Below are 17,401 nucleotides of genomic sequence, written 5' to 3' on the forward strand. Positions count from 1 at the left end.
CGCTGGGCGCTAATGTGCGCCCATGGCGACGTACCTGCGCCCCGGTGTGTACGTGGAAGAGGTCGGTGTCCGCAACCGGGCGTCGTACGGCCACCCGCTGCGCGACCTCGACCGGTCCGAACCGACCGCGCCCCGGCGGATCGCCGAGCACGGCGTGGCGGCGTTCGTCGGGCTCGCGTCCGACGGCCCGGCGCACGTGGTCACGATGATCCGCGGTTGGACCGAGTTCGAGCAGCGGTTCGGCGGTGTGGTGGACGGCGCGTACCTCGGCCACGCCGTGCACGGCTTCTTCACCAACGGCGGCCGGGAGTGCCACGTCGTGCGCGTCAACGACGGGCGGTTCGACCAGGTCACCGTGGAGGATCTGGTAGGCAGCGCCGAGGAGCGGACCGGGATCGCGAGCCTGGAGGCGGTCGAGGACGTGTCCGTGATCGCCGCGCCGGACGTGATGGCGCTGCGGGCCCAGTTGGGCGAGGAGGGCGTGAAGGCGGCACAGCTCGCGCTGGTGTACAACAGCGAGTTGATGGGCGACCGGATCGCCCTCATCGACTGCCCGCCCGACCTGTCGCCCCATGAGGTCCGGGACTGGCGCACTGACGTCGCGGGCTACGACTCGAAGTTCGCGGTGCTCTACTACCCGTGGCTCAAGGTGTCCGACCACTGGCAGGGGACGACGGTCGTGCCGCCGTCCGGGCACCTGGCCGGCGTCCACGCCCGGACCGACCTGCACCGCCACGCCGCCAACGACCCGGTGCGCGGTGCGTTCGGGGTGGAGCGCGACCTGCTGCTGCAAGAGCAAGAACTGTTGCACCCCTTGAGCGTCAACGCCTTGGTCCGGGCACCCGGTGGGCCGGTCGTCTGGGGCGCGCGCACGCTGTCGAGCGATCCGAAGTGGCGGTACCTGCGTTCCCGGCGGCTGATGAACTTCCTCGTGCGCAACATCCGCGCGGGCGTGGCGTGGGTCGTGTTCGGCCAAGCCCACGACCGGGAGGTGTGGCGGCGGGTCCGGCGCGAGCTGGAGGAGTTCCTGTCGATGGTGTGGCGGTCCGGCGCGCTGTTCGGCGACGATCCCGACGAGGCGTTCTACGTGAAGTGCGACCAGGAGACCAACCCGTCCGAGAGCGTCGATGCCAACCTGGTCGTGGCGGACTGCGGGGTGGCCGGGCACGACGGCGTCGAGCTGAACTTCCGGGTCGTCTGCTACCTGGGTTAGTCGATCTCGGGCAGCAAGCCCAGTTCGGAGAGCCCGAACACCGCCGCCGGCGTGCCGATGTCGGTCAGCACGGCCACCGCCAGGCCGCGCAGCTCGTTGTCGGACATCCGGGTGAGCCGGACCAGCTCGGGCACGGCGGGTTCGCCGATGAGGCGCAGCGCGTGCCCGGCGGCGGTGCGGGCGGCGACGTCCGGGCGTTCGACGATCCGCAGCAGCAACGGCAGCGCCGTCACGCCGAACCCGCCGAGCGCGGTCGCGGCGGCCAGCCGGACGGCCTCGTCGTCGTCGCGCAGCAACCTGCCCAGCATCGACGGCGCCTTCTTCGACCGGCTCGCGCCGAGCGCCTCGACGGCCGTACGCCGGACCGAGGCGTCGGGGTCGGACGTCAGCTCGGCCAGTGCGGGCAGCGCCGCGTCGCCGACGGCCTGGAGCACGGCCGCCGCACCGCGCCGCCGGCGTCGGTCGGCACCCCGCACGGTGCGCGCGGCGGCGGGCACGACCTCCGCGCCGCGCCCGGCCAACGCGTCCACCGCGGGCATCCACCGCTCCGGGTCGCCCCCGAAGGCCAGCAGCACGGTGATGCCCTTCGACCCGGAAGCGGCCAAGGCCTTCGCCGCCCGCGTGCGGACGACCAGCGGATCATCGGACTTGAGCACCGGGATCAGCGGGTCTACTGCCGGCTCGCCGATCCGGGCCAGCGACCGGGCGGCCTGTTCGGCGACTTCGGCGTCGACGTCCGCCAACGCCGTCACCAGGCCGGTGGTGGCGTCGGCGTGCCCGCCCAACGCCCGAGCCGCCGCCCGGCGCACGGCCGGGTGGTCGTCCACCAGCGCGGTGAGCAGCGCGGGCACGGCCCCCGGATCGCCACCCCGAGCGGCCAGCACCTCCGCCGCCCGCCACCGCACGTCCACGTCGTCGTCGCCGAGCGCCCGCACCAGCCCCGTGGTGGCGTCGACCTCGGCCAAGACCTCGGCGGCTGCGGCCCGCAGCCGGGGATCCGGGTCGCGCAGCGCGTCCACCAGCGGGTCGGGATAGGACTGAGCGATGGCTTCGAGCGCGGCGGACGCGCCGGCCCGGACCCGGCGGTCGGCGTCGCCCATCGAGAGCAGCAGCGGTCCGACCGCGGCCTCCCCGAACGCGCCCAACGCGCCGACCGCGCGCCACCGCACGTCCAGGTCGGCGTCCGACATCGCGTCGGTCAGCGCCGCGACGGCCTCGGGCGACCCCACCGCGGTGAGCGCGCCGAACGTCAGCGACCGGACCCGTTCGTCGTCGTCCCGCAACGCGGTCGCGAACGTGGGCACGGCACCGGGGTGGTCGAGCTGCCGCAACGCGCCCAGCGCGGTCAGCCGCACCTCGGGCTCCGGGTCGCGGGCACGGTCGACCAGGCCGGGTACCGCCGCCTCGCCGATGCGCACCAACGCCGTGCCGGCGGACGTCCGCACGGCCACGTGCGGCGATCGCAGCGCGCCGAGCAGGCCGGGGATGGCGGCCGTGCCGATCGACACCAGCCGGTCGGTCAAGGCCTGCCGCCGGTAGGTGGGGATGGTCGGGTCGAGGAACGTCGGCAGGAGCCGTTCGTGCTCGGGCCGCAGGAAGTCGGCCGGCACGGTGTCCGCCGCGGGCTCCAGCCGTTCCAGCGTCTCGTAAACCGGCGCGAGGCGTTCGTGCTGCCACAGGTACGCCTCGGCGCGACCGCTCTCCTCCCACTCGCGGGCCGCCGCGCGGACCCGGCGCAGCAGGCGCAGGTCGTCCTTGATGACCTCGATCCACTCCCGCAGCCGGGTCCAGCCCGCGAACAACGCCTCGTGCGCCACCGAGACCAGCGGCCGCTGCGCCGGACCCGCGCTGCGCACGAACAGCCTGGCCTCGGTGAACACGTCCACGAACCGCCGGGTGTGCTCGTCCACCGCGATCCGGTCGAGCGCGACCCGCCTGCGCACGGGCAGGCCGGACTCGTCGATGTCGGAGAGCTCCCGGAAGACGCGGGTGAACGTGGCGCGGGTGTCGTCGTCCAGGAGGTCGCGGAACACGCCCTCGGCCCGCGTGCCGACCGCGCCGCGCACGCCGCCGAGCCGCTGGTACGCCTCGTGGCTCAGGGTGCGGGTCGCGCCCCGCGTCCGGTACAGCTCGTCCAGCGTGTAGGCCAGCAGGGGCAGTGCGCCGGGGTCGCGGCCGGTGTCGGCGAGGATGCGCCCGGCGAGGCCCTCCTCGAAGTCCAGGCCCGCCCGTTCGGCCGGTCGGACGATCATGTCGAACAGCGTGTCCCGCGGCGCCGACAGCGGGAACTGGCCGCCTGCCAGCAGGTCGGCGAGGGCGGGGATCGCCACGCAGCGGTGGTAGAAGTCCGACCGGACGGTCACCACGACGTGGGCGGTCGTGGTCCGCAGCAGGTCCAGGAACGGCTCGACGTGCTCGGCGTCGACCGTCGTGAACAGCTCCTCGAACTGGTCGACGAACAGCAACGCGCGCTCGCGCCCCGCCGACGCGCGGCCGAGGTACCCGGCCAGGCTCCCCGGTACCCGTCGGAGGTCGGCCGCGATGTCCCGGGCCGTGCCACCGACCAGGGGCGCGAGCTTCACGGCCAGGGCGAGGAACGGGTTGTCGCCCAGTTCGCCGGGCGTGATCCGCAGCCCGGTCCACTGGTTGGTCGCGGGGTCGTGGTCGGGCAGCAGCCAGCCGCCGCCCAACGTGCCGCCGCCCAGCGCGCCCGCGGCCAGACGGGGGATGAGCCCGGCGCCCACCAGCGAGGACTTGCCCGAGCCGCTCGCGCCCACGACCGCGAGGAAGCGGCTCTCCGCCAGGCGCGCCAGCAGCTCGTCCACCTCGCGCCCGCGGCCGAAGTAGATCGGCGCGTCACGCGGGGTGAACGCGCGCAGCCCGGGGAACGGCGAGCCGTCCCACAGCGGCGGCGCGGGCGTGCCGCCGGCCCTGGGGTTCGCCGCGATCAGCCTGCCGACCAGCGCCCGCAGGTCGGCCTCGAACTCGACCCGGAACGCGTCGGGCGTCCGGCACTCCTTGTGGCCGCCCAGGATCGCGCCCGTGCTCGGGTCGCGGCGGCGCTCGAAGAACTCCCGCACCGCGCGGGCCTGCCGCCACCGCTCCTCGGCGTCGTGCCGGTCGGGGTCCAGCGGCGCCATGGGCACCCGGCGGTAGAGCAGCACGGCGGGGGTGCCGCGCGCCCCGGCACCCCGGACGGCGTCCTCGAACTCCCACTCCGTGCCGGACAGGTACGGCTCCCCGTTGTCCTTAAGGTACTCGGGGTGCGGCAGGGGAGTGCCCATGCGCGACCAGAACAGCACCACGACCACGTCGCACTCGGACGGGCGCGGCAGCCCTTCGTCGATCGACGCCTGCGGCGTGCGGGTGGCCAGGATGGGCGTGCCGGCGCCGGCCCGGTCCCACGCGACGACCTCGAAGTCCACCCGCCCGCGCAGGTCGTGGTCGTACCGCAGGCGGTCCAGCACCTCCAGGGCGACGGCCCGCTCGTCCCTCACGTCGCCCGGCGAGGAGAGGAAGACGCGGACCCGGCGCACCGGCCCATCCTAGGGTCACCGGCCCGGCCATCCGCGGTGGTTCCCGCGGATGGCCGAGCCGGGTCAACGCCCGCGACCCGTCTTCTCCTGCAACCGGTCGATCAACTGCGAAGCCTCCACCTTGGTCAGCCCTCCCGGCACCTCTTCGCCCGCCTCCTGCGCCAACGTGTGCAGGTAGGACTCCTGCGGGCCGGTCATCGGCTCGTCGCCGGTGGTCCACTCGCTCGGGTCCTTCTCCGGATTGCGGTCCACGTGCGGCTCCTTCCCTCGAACGCTCGTTCGAGGTACCCGCTGCGCCGTTCGGTCAACCACCTCCGGCCCACCCTTGACACGACGTAGGTGGTCTAGTCCAATTTCCCCACCTGGAGGCCGCCACCGCTAGGAGGAGACGATGTCGCGCAGGATCCTGTTCGCCAGGGTGGCGGCGGTGGCGGCGTTGGTGGTGGCAGCGGCGGTGGTCGGCTTCACGCCCGCGTACGCCGCGTCGGTCACCGCGACGTTCACCAAGACCGCGAGCTGGGAGACCGGCTACACCGCGCAGTTCTCGATCAAGAACGAGACCAGCGCGGCGATCTCGGGGTGGAAGGTCGAGTTCGACCTGCCCGCCGGGACGGCGGTCGGCGCCTACTGGGACGCGTTGCAGACCAACGCGTCCGGCCACTACGCGTTCACCCACCGCGAGTACAACGGCAGCGTCGCGCCCGGCGCCTCGGTGACGTTCGGCTTCAACGCCTCGGGCACCGCGAGCCCGGCCAACTGCAAGATCAACGGCGCGTCGTGCGCCGGTTCACCGACCACGGCGACGACCACGTCTCGCACCACGACAACGACCACCACGACTACCACCACCACGACCACCACGGGCCCGACGACCACTACGACCCCCACGACGACCCCGCCCACCGGGCTGCCCAAGCGCGTCCTGGTCGGCTACCTGCACGCGAGCTTCGCCAACGGCTCCGGCTACATCCGGATGAAGGACGTCCCCGACGACTGGGACATCGTCAACCTGTCCTTCGCCGAACCCACCTCGGCCACGTCCGGCGACCTCCGCTTCGCCCAGTGCCCGGTGGCCGAGTGCCCGGGCGTCGAGTCCGAGGCCGAGTTCATCGCGGGCATCCGCGACAAGCAGGCCAAGGGCAGGAAGGTGCTGATCTCCGTCGGCGGCGCGAACGGCCAGGTGCAGCTGTCCACCACGGCCGCGCGCGACGCGTTCGTCCGCTCCGCCTCGGCGATCATCGACAAGTACGGCCTCGACGGCCTGGACGTCGACTTCGAGGGCCACTCGCTGTCCCTGAACGCGGGCGACACCGACTTCCGCGCGCCGACCACACCCGTGATCGTCAACCTCATCCAGGCGTTGAAGACGCTGAAAGCGCGCTACGGCGCGAAGTTCGTGCTCACCATGGCCCCGGAGACGTTCTTCGTCCAGGTGGGCTACCAGCACTACGGCGGCAGCGGTGGCGCCGACCCCCGCGCGGGCGCGTACCTGCCGGTGATCCACGCGTTGCGCGACGACCTGACCCTCCTGCACGTCCAGCACTACAACTCGGGCCCGATCATGGGCCTGGACGGCCAGTACCACTTCATGGGCGGACACGACTTCCACATCTCGATGGCGGACATGGTGCTGGCCGGGTTCCCGGTGCGGGGTGACGCCACGAGGGTGTTCCCGGGGCTGAGGCAGGACCAGGTGGCGATCGGCCTGCCGGCGAGCGTCAACGCGGGCAACGGGTTCACGTCCGTTACCGAGGTGCACAGGTCGTGGGACTGCCTGGTGAAGGGCGCGAACTGCGGCACGTACAAGCCGAAGGCGGTCTACCCGGACCTGCGGGGGCTGATGACGTGGTCGGTCAACTGGGACCGCCACAACAACTTCGAGTTCAGCCGATCGCACCGCGCCCACCTGCCCAGGTGACGCCGCCGGACCCGCCGGGGTGCCACCCGGCGGGTCCGCCGCTAACGGTTGCCCGTGCGCGGCCGATCTGCGGGTGAGGGAGGTGGACCTTGACCACCAGAACCCGACTCGGCGTCGGCCACCTGCGTTGGCTGCCCCAGGCCGTGCCCGGCTTCCTGTTGTTGATCGCGGTGCTGCTGGTGCCGGTGACACCCGTGGAGGCGACCGACGGGATGTACCGCGTCGACACCCCCGAGTTCTCCGTCGTCGACGGCTTCGACTGCGCCGCGGACGGCGTCCTGACCACCTGCACCGTGCCCGTCGCCGGTCGGCCGCTGACCGTCGAGGTCGAGACCACGCCGCCCCTCGCGGCCTGCGCCGCGGACTACGACGGCCGTCGGCTGACGTGCGCGCAGGTCAGGCGGTACGGCCCCGCGTCGCCGTGGGTCCGGGTCGGTTCGCTCGGCATCCCCGCGAGCGAGGCGCCGCACGCGCCGTGGTGGCGTGACGCGCTGGACCTGTGGTGGGAACGGCTGGTGCTCGGCGCCACCCTGCTGCTCGCGCTGCTCGCGGGGCTGGCCGCGTTCCTCCTCTACCGCGGACCCCGCCTGGAGGACGACGACCGGCTCCGGCGGACGATGATCACCGGGTTGTCCTCCTGGGTGCTCGCGATAGTGAGTTGCGCGCTGGTGACCGCGCGCGCCGACGACGACTTCGGGGCGATGCCCGTGTTCGTCACGGTCGCGGTGGTCGTGCCCGCGGGCATGATGGCGTGCTGGCAGTACGTCGCGGCCGGACCGACCGGCGGCCGGCTGCGGGAGCGGTTCGGGCACGCGGTCATCGCGTTCGTCGCCACCCTGCTGCTCGGCGCCGTCCAACTGCTGTGGCTGGGGCTCGCCGTGGGCCTGCTCGACTGAGCCCCGCCCGAGTCACAGCCTGGGGAACACGGGCTGTGGCTGGGGTAGTCGGCCGGTCAGCGTGACGCACTGCTCGGAGATCCGCGTGGCGAGCGCGGGCACGAACGGCGTGAGCTCGCGCGCCAGCACCCGGCACGCGGTCAGCAACGCGGTGACGGCCGCGTCCAGCCGCTTGCCCGCCTCGGCGTCACCGCCGCGTTCGGCCCGGGCCAGGTCCCACGGTCGCACCTGCTCGACGTACCGGTTGGCCTCCTCCACGATCCGCCACACCGCCGCCGTCGCCCGCCTGAAGTCGAAATCGGCGACGGCGGCGCGCACGAGGTCCGGCGCCTCGCGGCACGCGGTCGCCAACGGCTCGGCGTCGGCGTCCGGCTCGGCGCCGTCGGGCGGCTTGCCCTCGCGGTAGCGGTGGACCATGACGGTGACGCGGTTGACCAGGTTGCCGAGGCCGTTGGCCAGGTCTTCGTTCGCGCGGGCGACCAGGCGTGCCTCGGTGAAGTCGGCGTCGCCGACGCGCGGCACGTCGCGCAGCAGCCACCACCGCACCGCGTCGGAGCCGTACCGGTCCGCCAACGCCACCGGGTCGACCACCGCGCCGGTCGACTTGCTGATCTTGCGGCCGTCGGTGGTGAGGTAGTCGTGGACCAGGATGTCGGTCGGCAGCGGCTCGCCCGCGGACAGCAGCATGGCGAGCCAGTACACGGCGTGGAACCGGACCACGCCCTTGCCGATCACGTGCACGCGCCGGTCGTTCTCCACCCACCAGCGTCGGTAGTTCGAGCCCTCACCGCCGTAGCCGAGGCTGGTGATGTAGTTGCCCAGCGCGTCCCACCACACGTAGACCACCTGGTCCGGATCGCCAGGGACGGGGATGCCCCAGCCGTGCGCGCGGGCGCGTGACCGCGAGATGGAGAAGTCCCGCAGGCCGGCGGCGATGAACGCCAGCACCTCGTTGCGGCGGGCGGCGGGCTCGACCCGGACCACACCGCCGTCGATCAGCTCGCGCAACCGGTCGGCGTAACGGGAGAGGCGGAAGAACCAGTTCTCCTCGGCCACCGGTCGCGGTTCGACGTCGTGCTCCGGGCACTTGCCGTCGACCAACTCGGCCGGGGTGTAGAACTGCTCGCAACCCACGCAGTACAGGCCCTCGTAGTGCCGGCGGTAGAGGTCTCCGGCGTCCGCGCAGGCCTGCCAGAGCCGTTCGACGCCGATGCGGTGCCTGGTGTCGCGGCTGGTGCGGATGAAGTCGGTGAACGACAACGCCAACGGGTCGCGCAGCGCCGCGAACGCCGCCGCGTTGCGGTCGACCAGTTCGCCGGTCTCCAGCCCTTCCGCCTCGGCGGCCAGCACGTTCTTGAGCGAGTTGTCGTCGGTGCCGGTCAGGAACCGGACCCGGTCGCCGCGCAGGCGGTGGTGCCGGGCCAGCACGTCGGCCTGCACGATCTCCAGCGCGAAACCCAGGTGCGGGCGCGAGTTGACGTACGGGATGGCGGTGGTCACGTAGTAGCGCGACATCGGAACCTCCTGGTGCGGGGGTTCCCGGTCGAGACCCCCTGGGACGGGGGCCTCGGACTCGTCATCCGTGCAGCGTCGGCCGCCCCGCGTGGCGGGGCATCATGACGGCGGACGACGGGGACATGGCGGCGACGCTAGCAGCGCCACCGCCCGTCTCGCGCCTGGTTTTCGGTCGTCGTGCCCGGCACGACCGCTCAGGAGCCGGGCACCGGCGTCCGCCCCTGGCACCGCGTATCCGCCGGCTCGGTGCCGTGCAGGAGGAAGGCCTCGACCGGCCGGGCGACGCAGTCGCGGCCGGTCCGGTGCTCGATCGTGGCGTCGTAGGCGCCGTGCCCGAACCCGTTGTAGCTGATCAGTGGAGCGGACGCGTCGGCCGCGAGCCGCCGTGCCCAGACCTGGGGCGTGGCGCCGTCGTACCGCATCGAGGTGACCACCAACGGCACCTGCCCGGGGAACGGCTCGGGACGCCACTCGCCCAGGTCGGTGCCCAGGCACGTCCGCATCCAGACCCAGTGCCACGAGGAGGTCCGCACGATCGGCGCGACGTCCCGGCTGCTCCGCCACAGGTCCCGCCACTGGTCCTCGGTCGTGATGGTCCGGTCGAAGAAGTCGTTGCAGCGCAACAGCATCTGGGTGTCCGAGGTGGGCTCGTCGACCGTTCGGGGGGTGGTGTCCTGCCGTTGTTCGGCTCGCTACTTCGCGAGGACGCCGGCCTGCTCTTCGAGGTGGTAGGAGCTGTCTTTGTGGTACTGCAGGGATTGGAACACCGCCGTGAGATCGTCCGGCGTCACGAGCCGGCCCTGGCCGTCCCGGAGCTTCCCGGCCTCGGCCAAGGAGCGCAGTCCGGTCAGGTGGTCGAGCACCTGCTTGGCGGTGATCCCCACGCCCTTCCCGACAGTCCGCGCGAGAGTTCGGCACGACCCCTTCCCCGGTCGTGTGAACTGGGGTGCCTGGCACCAGCGGGCGAACCCGTGGGCCATGTCCTCGATGCCCGCCGCGGCGGTGAGGAGGTAGTCGCGGGTGCTCAGCCGCGGGTACTGCGGGCTGTCGAGCACCATCGACCGGATGGTGTCCGGGAACAGCTCGGCCAGCGCCTGCCCGACCACGGTCCCGTAGGACACGCCGTAGAAGCTGACCACGTCGACGCCGAGACCCCGGCGGAGCGCGTCCAGATCCCTGGCCCGGTCCAACGAGTTGATCGTCTTCAGGCCGGGCGGGTGGCAGCTCTTGGCGTAGCGGTCGTTGTCGGTGGTGAGGACGGTGAAGGCGCTCAGCGACGGGTCCAGCGGCAGGTGCTCGTTCACTTGAGGGCCCTGGCAGGCGATCTTGCCCTCCCGCTCGTCGAGCGCGACGATGTCGAAGGCGCCGCGCACCGGCTCGGTGAACCTCTGGTACCCCTCACCCTCCAACGTGTTGGCCGACAGTCCCTCCGGGCCGCCGTTGTCGAAGAGCAGCACTTCCCGGTACGCGTTGCCCGACCCGCTCGCCTCCCCGCTTCACCACCTTGAGCGTGATCACGTCGGCCAAGTCCGCGTCGTCCCACCGCTCGGGCACGGACAACGTCGCGCACCGGGCCTTCGGGTTGTCCGGGCATGGCTCGAAGCCGGACAACGACGACGATGACGCGGCCGCCTGGGGCGCGACCACCACAACCGACAACACCACCGCGGTCGTCGCCATGGCGATCCACCGTCCGCGTGGCGTGCCGGTCGACGGCCTTCTTTGATCTTTGTCTACCTCGGGCACGGAGATCCCCTTTCCTGGTCGGGTCAAGTCGATCCAAACCGTCGGCCGGGGATCCTGTTGCTTTCTGCTTGACGATGCGCCGTCAGGTTCGTCAAGCCCCTCTTTTCGGTGTCGTCGCTTCACCGGGCGTGCCTGAGGTCATTGTGGGTGAACGTCGCCTCCTTTTTGGGGTGATACGGAGTGGAACACTGACTCGCGTTCTCGCGGCGAGCGGACCGCCGGATGCCGTGCGGGTCGCAAATGTTCCGAATCGGGTGGTACCCCGGAATTCGCCTTCCGTGGCGGTGCTCGGACGACTGCACTGGTCGGCGAGGACGGACCCCGGTCGGCCGGGGTCGATAACCAGAGAGGACGGAACATGGGGATTATCCGCAAGGTCGTGACCGGTGGGCTCGCCGTGGTGGCGGGACTTCTCGTGGTGTCGGGTACGGGTGCCGCGGCGCCGACCAGTTCTGCCGACGAGCGGCTCTACGCCGCCTGCAACGTGTCGAACTTCCCGAACCCGGTCACGAAGGTCGTCTGGACGGCTGCGCCGGCCTACTACATCAAGGGGGATGGAACGAGGACGTACAAGGGGACGGTGGCGGCGGGGAACAAGGGCTTCTACTGCCAGAAGAACTGGGGAGAGGGGTACCGGGTCACGATCAAGGACGCGAAGGGCCGCGAATACACCAACACGTGGTGGGCCTTGACGAACATCAAGAACGCACCGAACGTTTGGGTCAACGTCGTCTACCTCCAGGGCGGCAACAACAACCAGCCTGAGCCTGGCGTGCCGACGGGCACGTGAAACGAGGTCCGGCGAAGTTGGAGCGGGGACGGGTCTCGATGAGACCCGTCCCCGCTGGGGTGGTGTCGTGCCCGGGATTCCGCTGCGGAACCGGGGGCGATCAGCAGCCGATGCGCTGGGCGCCCAGGGCGATGTCGTCCAGCCAGATGTCGTAGCTGCCCTCGTTGGGCTGGTAGAGCTGCCAGCCGAGCTTGACCGTGTCGAACTTCGGGAACAGGAAGTCGACCTGGTTGCCGCCGTGCTCGCGGGTCGAGACGGTCAGGTCGGGGTTCGGCACGCCGTCGAACCAGAGCGTGATCCGGTTGTCCGAGGCGTCCATCCGCCACTCGACGCACGTCCACGCGCCGGCCTTCGACGGCGCGGACTCGCGCCAGTTCGTCCAATCGCCGGTCGGGCCGCCGTCCGCGCCGACGCCCCACAGAGCCTTGTCCAACGTGGGCACGTACTGGCCGCCGAGCGGCCGCACGACCTCGGGGCCGTCACCGGTGGCCTCGACCAGCGTGTAGTGCGCCCAGTCCGGCGCGTCCGGGAACGCCTCGACCTTCACCCGGACCCGGCCGTAGAAGCTGTTGCCCGGCGCGGCGAAGTCGTCCACCTTCAGGAACGCCCGGCCGTTGCCCTCCGCCCGCACGTGCAGCACCTTCTGGCCGCGCCGGTCGCGTTCGACCTCCAGCGAGCCGTTGCGGGTGTCCACACCCCACTTGAGGCTCGTGCCGGCACCGGTGGGCACCTGCTGGAAGTCCTCGCAGAACAGCAGGCCTGGCTTGGCGCAGGTCTTGAGCCGGTGATCGTGGTCCGGGCCGGCGGCGTCCGCGACCGGGAGGGCGACGACCGAGAGCAGGACGGCGAGGACCGCCGAGGACAACCGTTTCCGCACGGGGAGCTCCTTCTGCGCTGAGGGGTAGCAGGAAGTTACCGACTCTGGGAACGCTCCCATACCTCTGTGCGGCGCAAACGCGATGATCCGTTGGCAGGCAGGCAGGCAGGCAGGCAGGCAGGCAGGCAGGCAGGCGTCGGACGTCGGAGGCGGCAGGTCCGCCGGGCGGGTCCGGGATCAGGCGAAGCGGGCCGGGTCGCCCGCGCCGAGCCGGACGATCTCCGGCTCGCCCTGGGAGAAGTCGACCACGGTGGTCGGCTCGGTGCCGCAGTCGCCCGCGTCCAGCACCGCGTCCACCACGTGGTCCAGTCGCTCCTTGATGTCCCAGCCGTGCACCAGCGGTTCTTCCTGGTCGGGCAGCAGGAGCGTGCTGGACAGCAGCGGTTCGCCGAGCTGTGCCAGCAGCGCCTGTGCCACCGGGTGGTCCGGGATGCGCGCGCCCACGGTCTTCTTCTTCGGGTGCATCAACCGCCGCGGCACCTCGGTGGTCGCCGGGAGGATGAAGGTGTAGCTGCCCGGCGTCGCCGCCTTGATCGCCCGGAAGACCGCGTTGTCCACGTGCACGAACTGCCCCAGCTGCGAGAAGTCGCGACACATGAGCGTGAAGTGGTGCCGGTCGTCCAGGTGCCGGATCTGCCGGATCCGGTCCAGCCCCGCCTTGTTGCCGAGCCGGCAGCCGAGCGCGTAGCAGGAGTCGGTCGGATAGGCGATCAGACCGTCCGACTTGATCAGCTCCACCGCTTGGTCGATGGACCTGCGCTGCGGGTTGACCGGGTGCACGTCGAAGTACCTCGCCATGCGGGGAGCCTAGTCGCCCGACCCGCGCGCGGTGGATCAGGTGAACGCCAGCAGGGCGGCGAGCGCGACGAACGCCACCGCGAAGCACCGCCGGATCCACGCCTGCACGCCGGGGCGGTCGACGACGTGGTCGCGGACGGCGGCGGCGAACCAGCCGTAGCCCGCGAACACCACGAGCGTGAGCGCCATGAACACCGCGCTCAGCTCGACCATGCGCAGCACGGCGTCCGGCTCGTCCGGCCGCACGAACTGGGGCAGGAACGCGAAGAAGAAGATCGTCAGCTTCGGGTTGAGCAGGTTCACCATGACCCCGGACGCCACCACCCGGGCGGCCGGGCGGTGCGCCGCGCCGGGCTCCACGGTGAGCGCGGTCCTGTCGCGGAGCGTGCTCCAGGCCAGGTAGCAGAGGTAGGCGACGCCGAGGTACTTGAGCACCTGGAACGTGGGCGTGCTCGCGTTCAGCACGGCGGCCAGTCCGGTCACCGCGGCCAGCACGTGGGGCACGATGCCCAACGTGCAGCCCACCGCGGCCACCAGGCTGGTCCGCGCACCGCCGGAGAGGCCGGCGGCGGTCGTGTAGAGCACGCCGGTCCCCGGCGTGGCCACGATGACGAGCGACGTCAGGAGGAAGTGGACGGTCACCGGGCGCGGCCCGTCGCGGCGAGGTTCATGCCGTCCACCCTGATGACAGACTGGTCCGGTGAACAGGTCCAATCCAGACCCACCGGACAGGTCCACAACCTCGGGGTCGGACTTCCTGCAACTCGACATCGGTGACGCGCCGACCGGTGGTCGGGCCGACTGGCTGGCCCGGCGGCTGCGCCAGGCGGTCGCGGACGGCCGGTTGCCGGTCGGCAGCCGACTGCCCGCGACCCGCGTGCTGGCGGGCGAGCTGCGCGTGTCCCGGGGCGTGGTCACGGAGGCGTACCAGCGGCTGGCCGAGGACGGTCACGTGAGCGGCCGGGGGAGGGCGGGCACGGTGGTGGTGGCCGCGCCGATCACCGCGGCGCCCGCCCCGGCCCGCCCGCCCCGCACCCAGGACGTGTTCGCCCGACCGCCGGGTGCGGACGCGTTCGACGCGTTGCGCGCCGTGCCCGCTCGGATCGACCTGTCGCCCGGTGTGCCGGACCTGACCGCGTTCCCGCGCGCAGCCTGGCTGCGTGCCGAACGGGCGGTGCTCGGCACCCTGTCCGCGGCGGACTTCGGCTACGGCGACCCGCGTGGCGCGCCCGCGCTGCGGCACGCCGTCGCCCGCCTGCTGGCCCGCAACCGGGGCGTCCGGGTGGACGCGGACGAGGTCGTGGTGGTCGCCGGTGTCGCCCAGGCGCTCGGGCTGCTCGCCCAGGTGTTGCGCCGCGACGGGGTCGACGAGGTCGCGGTGGAGGACCCCGGCTCGCTGGGTGCCCGTCAGCACCTGCGCAACTGGGGCGTCGCCACACCACCCGTCCCGGTGGACGCCGAGGGCATCCGGGTGGACGAGTTGCGGGCCGGGGGCGCGCCCGCGGTGCTGTTGACACCGGCGCACCAGTTCCCGACGGGCGTGGTGCTCGGCGGCGGCCGGCGCCGTGAGCTCATGCGGTGGGCCGACGAGGGCGGGCTGGTCATCGAGGACGACTACGACGCGGAACACCGCTACGACAGGCCTCCGGTGCCCGCGCTGCGGTCGATGCTCGCCGAACGCGTGTGCTACGCGGGGAGCGTGTCGAAGGTGCTCGCCCCGGCCCTGCGGGTGGGTTGGCTGCTGGTGCCGGGCGCGTACCGGGAGGGCGTGGTGGAGGCCAAGCGGTACGCCGACCTCGGCAACGCCGTGCTGCCGCAGCTGGTGCTGGCCGCGCTGATGGAGTCCGGTGAGCTGGAACGACACCTGCGGTTGGTGCGCCGACGCCACCGCCGCAGGCGGGACGCGATGATCGCGGCGATCGCCGAGCACCTGCCCGGCGCGGTCGTGCACGGCGCGGCGGCCGGGCTGCACCTGCTGATCACCTTCGACCGGGACCTGTCCGACACCGAGGTGGCCGCCGCGGCGCTCGCCCGAGGGGTGAAGGCGCAGCCGCTGTCGTGGCACCGCCAGCGGCCCGGCCCGCCGGGGTTGGTGCTCGGCTACGGGGCGAGCGCGGTGACCGATATCGCCGAGGGCGTCGCCATCGTCGCCGACGTCCTCCGCTGATCGGTAACGACGATTCCTTTCGTCACGCGGTTTTCCCTGCGGTCAACGAGTTCACACGAACGCGTGGATGATGTGCACGGTCGGATTTTCGTGATCATCCTAAGTGGACAGGCGGAGTCCGACCCGGTCAGGATGCGGTGGACGCCGGGAAGTCGGGCGCGGAGATCCTGCGGCACTCCCGGGCGTGCCATGCTTCGTCTCGTTCGAAAGCAGAAGACTCATGTCCCGCACGACCGCAGATGCACCCACTCCGGCAGACGATCAAGCCCACCGCCCGTTGCCCGTCCACCTCGTCGGCTCGCTGCCGCGGCCGTTGTGCGACGACCCCGCCACCGCCCTGCGCTGGTTCGTCGAACACCGGGGCGAGGCCGAGCTGACCGCCCTGCCCTCCGACCGCGACCCGCGGTGGATCATCGACTGGCTCACCCGCCACCTGTCGTCCGTGCCCTCGCTCGAACAGGTGCGCGGCGGCGAGAGCCGCGGTTACGACGACATGCCGTACTACCGCGTCCGGCCCGGGCAGCGGCTGAGCGAGCAGGAGGTGGGCCTCCGTCGCGTCGAGCAGGCCGAGGCGGCTTTCGCGGCACTGGACCGGATGTGCCCCGGCGGGCCGGGTGAACCGCCGCGCGTGCAGGTCGGCATACCCAACGCGCTGGACCTCGCGCTGTTCGCGTTCGGCTCGATCGACGCCGCCCGCGAGTGGATGCCCACCGTGCAGGCCGCGGTGCGGCACGAGGTGGCCGAGCTCGACGCCCGGTGGGGTGACCGGTTGCAGCTCCAGCTGGAGACGCCCGCCGTGCTGGTGGCCTACCACCTCGCGCCACCGCCCGCCTGGGCGATGCTGACCGCCGACCTCACCCGCCAGGTGTCCGGGGTGCTCGCCGCCGCGCCGCGCGCCAGGTGGGTGCTGCACCTGTGCTACGGAGACCTGGAGCGCGTGCCGGTGTTCACGCCGACCGACCTGCGGTCGGCGGTGCGGTTCCTCAACGCGCTGACCGACCTGCTGGCCGAGCAGGGCGCGCCGATGCCGACCGTGCACCTGCCCGTGGTCTGCGGCCGGCAGGCACCGCCCACCGATCCCGCGTTCTACGAGGAGCTCCGGCACCTGCGGCGCGGGGTCGGGATCATCCCGGGCGTGGTGGTCGAGGACTACCCCGAGGAGACGCGTGAGGCGCTGCGGCTGGCCGAGGAGGCGCTCGGTGCGCCGGTGAGCGGTGTCGCCGCCGCGTGCGGGTACGGGCGGCGCACCGAGGAGGCCGCCGCGGCGAACCTCGCGCTGGCCGCCCGGTTGGCGCGGGAGTGGAGCATGCGCTGACCCGCGGGGCGGTGGGACGTCACGGCGTCCCACCGCCTGTCGTGGTCATCCGACCGGCACGTCCCGCCGGTCGCACTGTCCTTTGTGGACAATTATGGATGGTCGCCGACGCTCCGCTCCCGGCGCCGGTTGTGACCCGCGTCATAGATCAAATTTGTCCGTCCTCGCCCCACCCGCCACCCATCCTCTGGTTGAGTGATAACAGCATTACCGAACGTTCGAGGAGCTCATTCACATGAAGTTCATGCTGTTGATCAACGAACTGCCCGAGGTCTACAACGGCCTCGACGACGCTGAGCTCCAGGCCATCTCGGCCGAGTACATCGCGCTGATGTCGGATGAGCGCGTGATCGGCGGGGAGCGGCTGCAGCCGGCCGAGACCGCGACCACGCTGCGCGTCTCGGACGGCGAGCGGTTACTGACCGACGGGCCGTTCGCCGGCACCAAGGAGGTCCTGGGCGGGTACTACATCCTCGACGTGGCCGACCTGGACACGGCGCTGGACATCGCCGCCAAGACCCCGGCCGCCCGGCTCGGTGGCGTGATCGAGGTTCGACCGCTGGTCGAGCGGTAGGTCGCGCCGGCTTCCCCGGCGGGGGCGACCTCGCCGGGGGAGCCTCGCGGGCGGTC

Annotated in this window: 16 protein-coding genes; 8 read left to right on the top strand and 8 right to left on the bottom strand. The window is 72.1% G+C overall.

Features of this window, described 5'->3' with window-relative positions; translation table 11 throughout:
* Positions 1-22: 22 nt before the first annotated feature.
* A complete protein-coding gene (locus tag AB0K14_RS14485) occupies positions 23-1,213 on the top strand; it encodes a phage tail sheath subtilisin-like domain-containing protein (RefSeq protein WP_360460957.1) in 1,191 nt (396 codons plus the stop codon).
* Here AB0K14_RS14485 and AB0K14_RS14490 read toward each other — a convergent pair.
* Positions 1,210-4,749: a HEAT repeat domain-containing protein gene (locus tag AB0K14_RS14490; protein ID WP_360460954.1), complete on the bottom strand. Its 3,540-nt coding sequence runs from the start codon at positions 4,747-4,749 to the stop codon at positions 1,210-1,212. The genes AB0K14_RS14485 and AB0K14_RS14490 overlap by 4 nt on opposite strands.
* 63 nt (positions 4,750-4,812) lie before the next feature.
* A complete protein-coding gene (locus tag AB0K14_RS14495; RefSeq protein ID WP_360460951.1) occupies positions 4,813-5,001 on the bottom strand; it encodes a DUF3072 domain-containing protein in 189 nt (62 codons plus the stop codon).
* Between the two features lie 139 nt (positions 5,002-5,140).
* On the opposite strand from AB0K14_RS14495, the gene AB0K14_RS14500 reads away from it, so the two are divergent.
* Both AB0K14_RS14500 and AB0K14_RS14505 read left to right on the top strand, forming a co-directional pair.
* Positions 5,141-6,667, top strand: a complete 1,527-nt coding sequence (locus AB0K14_RS14500; RefSeq protein WP_360460948.1) for a cellulose binding domain-containing protein — start codon at positions 5,141-5,143, stop codon at positions 6,665-6,667.
* Between the two features lie 89 nt (positions 6,668-6,756).
* A complete protein-coding gene (locus AB0K14_RS14505) occupies positions 6,757-7,563 on the top strand; it encodes a hypothetical protein (RefSeq protein WP_360460945.1) in 807 nt (268 codons plus the stop codon).
* Positions 7,564-7,575: 12 nt separating this feature from the next.
* Here AB0K14_RS14505 and AB0K14_RS14510 read toward each other — a convergent pair whose 3' ends face one another.
* The 3 genes from AB0K14_RS14510 to AB0K14_RS14520 all read right to left on the bottom strand — a co-directional run bounded on the left by AB0K14_RS14510 (position 7,576) and on the right by AB0K14_RS14520 (position 10,535).
* Positions 7,576-9,078 carry a methionine--tRNA ligase gene (locus AB0K14_RS14510; protein WP_360460942.1) on the bottom strand — a complete coding sequence of 501 codons (1,503 nt, stop codon included), beginning with the start codon at positions 9,076-9,078 and terminating at the stop codon, positions 7,576-7,578.
* A gap of 194 nt (positions 9,079-9,272) precedes the next feature.
* Positions 9,273-9,707 carry an alpha/beta hydrolase gene (locus tag AB0K14_RS14515; RefSeq protein WP_360460939.1) on the bottom strand — a complete coding sequence of 145 codons (435 nt, stop codon included), beginning with the start codon at positions 9,705-9,707 and terminating at the stop codon, positions 9,273-9,275.
* Positions 9,708-9,770: 63 nt separating this feature from the next.
* A complete protein-coding gene (locus AB0K14_RS14520) occupies positions 9,771-10,535 on the bottom strand; it encodes an alpha/beta fold hydrolase (RefSeq protein WP_360460936.1) in 765 nt (254 codons plus the stop codon).
* Positions 10,536-10,588: 53 nt separating this feature from the next.
* On the opposite strand from AB0K14_RS14520, the gene AB0K14_RS14525 reads away from it, so the two are divergent.
* Positions 10,589-10,804 (top strand): hypothetical protein, encoded by a 216-nt coding sequence (locus AB0K14_RS14525; protein WP_360460933.1) that lies wholly within the window; start codon positions 10,589-10,591, stop codon positions 10,802-10,804.
* A gap of 378 nt (positions 10,805-11,182) precedes the next feature.
* Positions 11,183-11,614 carry a hypothetical protein gene (locus tag AB0K14_RS14530; RefSeq protein ID WP_360460930.1) on the top strand — a complete coding sequence of 144 codons (432 nt, stop codon included), beginning with the start codon at positions 11,183-11,185 and terminating at the stop codon, positions 11,612-11,614.
* 100 nt (positions 11,615-11,714) lie between these two features.
* On the opposite strand, the gene AB0K14_RS14535 is transcribed toward AB0K14_RS14530, so the two are convergent.
* From AB0K14_RS14535 to AB0K14_RS14545, 3 genes are all read right to left on the bottom strand, one after another.
* Positions 11,715-12,491 carry a hypothetical protein gene (locus AB0K14_RS14535; protein WP_364338095.1) on the bottom strand — a complete coding sequence of 259 codons (777 nt, stop codon included), beginning with the start codon at positions 12,489-12,491 and terminating at the stop codon, positions 11,715-11,717.
* Between the two features lie 177 nt (positions 12,492-12,668).
* On the bottom strand, positions 12,669-13,289 hold the full coding sequence (locus tag AB0K14_RS14540) for an L-threonylcarbamoyladenylate synthase (protein WP_360464345.1): 621 nt from the start codon (positions 13,287-13,289) through the stop codon (positions 12,669-12,671).
* A 36-nt stretch (positions 13,290-13,325) separates the two neighbouring features.
* Positions 13,326-13,931, bottom strand: coding sequence for a LysE family translocator (locus AB0K14_RS14545; RefSeq protein WP_360464343.1), 606 nt, complete (start codon positions 13,929-13,931; stop codon positions 13,326-13,328).
* Between the two features lie 58 nt (positions 13,932-13,989).
* On the opposite strand from AB0K14_RS14545, the gene AB0K14_RS14550 reads away from it, so the two are divergent.
* From AB0K14_RS14550 to AB0K14_RS14560, 3 genes are all read left to right on the top strand, one after another.
* Positions 13,990-15,456, top strand: a complete 1,467-nt coding sequence (locus AB0K14_RS14550) for a PLP-dependent aminotransferase family protein (protein ID WP_360464340.1) — start codon at positions 13,990-13,992, stop codon at positions 15,454-15,456.
* 277 nt (positions 15,457-15,733) lie between these two features.
* Complete coding sequence (locus AB0K14_RS14555) at positions 15,734-16,771, top strand: hypothetical protein (protein ID WP_364338097.1); 1,038 nt, start codon at positions 15,734-15,736, stop codon at positions 16,769-16,771.
* Positions 16,772-17,006: 235 nt separating this feature from the next.
* Entirely contained in the window at positions 17,007-17,345 is a 339-nt protein-coding gene (locus AB0K14_RS14560; protein ID WP_360464334.1) for a YciI family protein, read from the top strand.
* Positions 17,346-17,401 lie beyond the last annotated feature (56 nt).

Source organism: Actinosynnema sp. NPDC050801, assembly GCF_040673975.1.
Classification (GTDB): domain Bacteria; phylum Actinomycetota; class Actinomycetes; order Mycobacteriales; family Pseudonocardiaceae; genus Actinosynnema.